At 25.8% G+C, this 2,306-nt stretch carries 3 protein-coding genes; 1 reads left to right on the top strand and 2 read right to left on the bottom strand.

Features of this window, described 5'->3' with window-relative positions:
* Positions 1-311 precede the first annotated feature (311 nt).
* On the bottom strand, positions 312-1,091 hold the full coding sequence (locus ACQRD5_RS16990; RefSeq protein ID WP_291631706.1) for an N-acetylmuramoyl-L-alanine amidase: 780 nt from the start codon (positions 1,089-1,091) through the stop codon (positions 312-314).
* A 46-nt stretch (positions 1,092-1,137) separates the two neighbouring features.
* Positions 1,138-1,659 carry a sigma factor-like helix-turn-helix DNA-binding protein gene (locus ACQRD5_RS16985; protein WP_291631708.1) on the bottom strand — a complete coding sequence of 174 codons (522 nt, stop codon included), beginning with the start codon at positions 1,657-1,659 and terminating at the stop codon, positions 1,138-1,140.
* 141 nt (positions 1,660-1,800) lie between these two features.
* On the opposite strand from ACQRD5_RS16985, the gene ACQRD5_RS16980 reads away from it, so the two are divergent.
* A complete protein-coding gene (locus ACQRD5_RS16980) occupies positions 1,801-2,280 on the top strand; it encodes a DUF3997 domain-containing protein (RefSeq protein ID WP_320899709.1) in 480 nt (159 codons plus the stop codon).
* The last annotated feature ends 26 nt before the right edge of the window (positions 2,281-2,306 follow it).

Genomic DNA, 2,306 nt, shown 5'->3' with positions numbered 1-2,306 from the left:
AAGGGGCATATGCCCCTTTTTAAAATTGGAAAAGGTACTATTTCGTAACTATCATTGCGAAATAGTACCTTTTTTCATAGAAGTTTATTTATAGTAAACTAAAAACTATGATTTTTTTGATTTTCAATAGCCTACAAATGGCTTAAAATCGTATTTTTTAATTTCTTCGTGAAAATTCTATTTAGCGAAATAAGTGCTTTAAACGAAGATTGCATGTTAGGTGCTCTTAAAAAATATAAAAAACCATAAAGTTCATTTACTAAATATGTTTTTATTAAGATGTAAATTTAAGTTTAAATTAGTGGTGATTTTTAAGTACAATATGCCAACTTAGTTGCGGTTTTTCTATCAGTTATAGGCATGTATCTTCTTGTCCCAGAAGCTCCTATGCAACTTATCCAGACATAATATTCTGTAATGACAACTAAATCATAGTAAACAAACTCATCTCTATAATATTGACCTTGAATAGGATTATCATTTCCTATATATGGCTTGCTTCTAAAGTCAATAGAATCAACTGTTATTGTGCATTTACCATGTTCTGGATATCTTTTTAATTCTTTATCATTAGAATAATTAGTTTCTGAAGAAGAATTGTTATTTGATGAGTTTATTCTACTTAATTCATTTTGAATTAAATTTAAGAATCTATCCCAACCTAGTTCCAACGATCTGTGTGGGCAATATTTACCTGAGAAATCTTGATGTTTTTTAATTTCATTTATAGACCAGTTGAATTCTTTTAATAATAAAGCTATTTCTTTTATAGCTAATTTTTCAGCATTTATAAATTTTTCTCCTCCAGATTTACTGTAGCAAATTTCTATTGAAATATAATTTCTATTACCGAGCCCGTTTTCGCCGTCACCGGCATGCCATGTATTTCTGTTAAATGGAATAGCTTGTATTGCTTCTAAATCATCAATTGCTATATGAAAGGATACTTCATTATCATTAGATAACATATAATCTATTTCATGTTGTGCACTTGCATCATTAGCAGTATTATGAATGCATATACCAATAGGGTTCATATTATATGGACATTTTATATTGTATTTATCTTGATTTATTAATTTTTGAATCATAATGTAAACCTCCTTTATTATTTATTTTTATATGTAAATCAATATATTAAAATATTAAATTTTTCTTTAATTTTTGTAAGGCTATTTTTTTAGACTTATTAATAGCTTGCCTTGAAACAGAGTTTTGTTTAGCTATTTCTGAATCTGATAATTGGAGTTTGAATTTTTTTGAAATTATACTTTTTTCTTTGGGACTTAGATCAGACAATAGGGATTCGAAAAAAACATCCGAAAATTCTAGGTCGTTAAAATTTGAATTTTTATTTGCTAAACTTTCAAATTCAGAACAAAAAGTAAACGTATCAGTATATTTTTTTTGAGAGTAATATAGTTTTATAGAGCTATTATCTAGACATCTTTTTAAATAGTTTAATAGGTCTGTTTGGGTATTAAACTTAGATTCATCCAAATTTCTAAATGTTTTTAAAAGTGAAATTATAAGATCGGTATTGGCTTCTGGATAATTTAATTTATAGCTTAAATAATCGATTTTAGATTTTAGTTTATATAAAATTTCTAAAAAATATTCATCTTCATTATTAGAATTTTCAATTAAGTGTTTACTCATAAAAAACCTCCCTCTAACCATTAGTGATTTTCTATAGTATAAAAAGGTGTTTTTCAAGGAAAAAGTAAACCATAAAATTCAAAAAATGGAATAAAATTATTTAATGTGATATAATAAAAAATGTATTTAGGAGGTGTTTTTGTGAGAAAAATAATTAAATGTTTGATTAGTATTATATTAATAGCTAATATTCATGGATGTGTTGTGGCAACACCAAAATCAGATTATAAAATGAAACTAACAAATAATTATGAGCTATGGAAAATTAATCCGAATAAAGTTGTAATAAGAATGCCAGATGGAGATGGTGGTCTTATTACAAAGACTAGTGGGAAAGTAATAGAACTTGATTATAATGATGAGTATATTATTGCAAGATCAATACCTACATATAAAATAGATGGAATGGAATTAGATAATTATAAAGAAAAAGAAGAGTATATTGAATCAATTCCAGAGGAAGAATATGAATTTTGGATTATAGATATTGAAAAAGATGAAGTATATGGTCCTTTAAATGAAGATGAATTTTATAAGAAAAGAAAGGAAATTTTAGTTCCAGAAAGTATGGAATTAAAAGCGTTAGATACCTATAAAGAGGATTTTGAGTATGTAGAATAAAAAAAGGAGATTAGTGAAAATCTCCT

Origin of the sequence: Clostridium sp. SGI.024 (assembly GCF_050315195.1) — a bacterium.
In the GTDB taxonomy this organism is placed as follows: Bacteria; Bacillota; Clostridia; order Clostridiales; family Clostridiaceae; genus Clostridium.
This window is presented reverse-complemented; position numbering and strand designations above follow the sequence as displayed.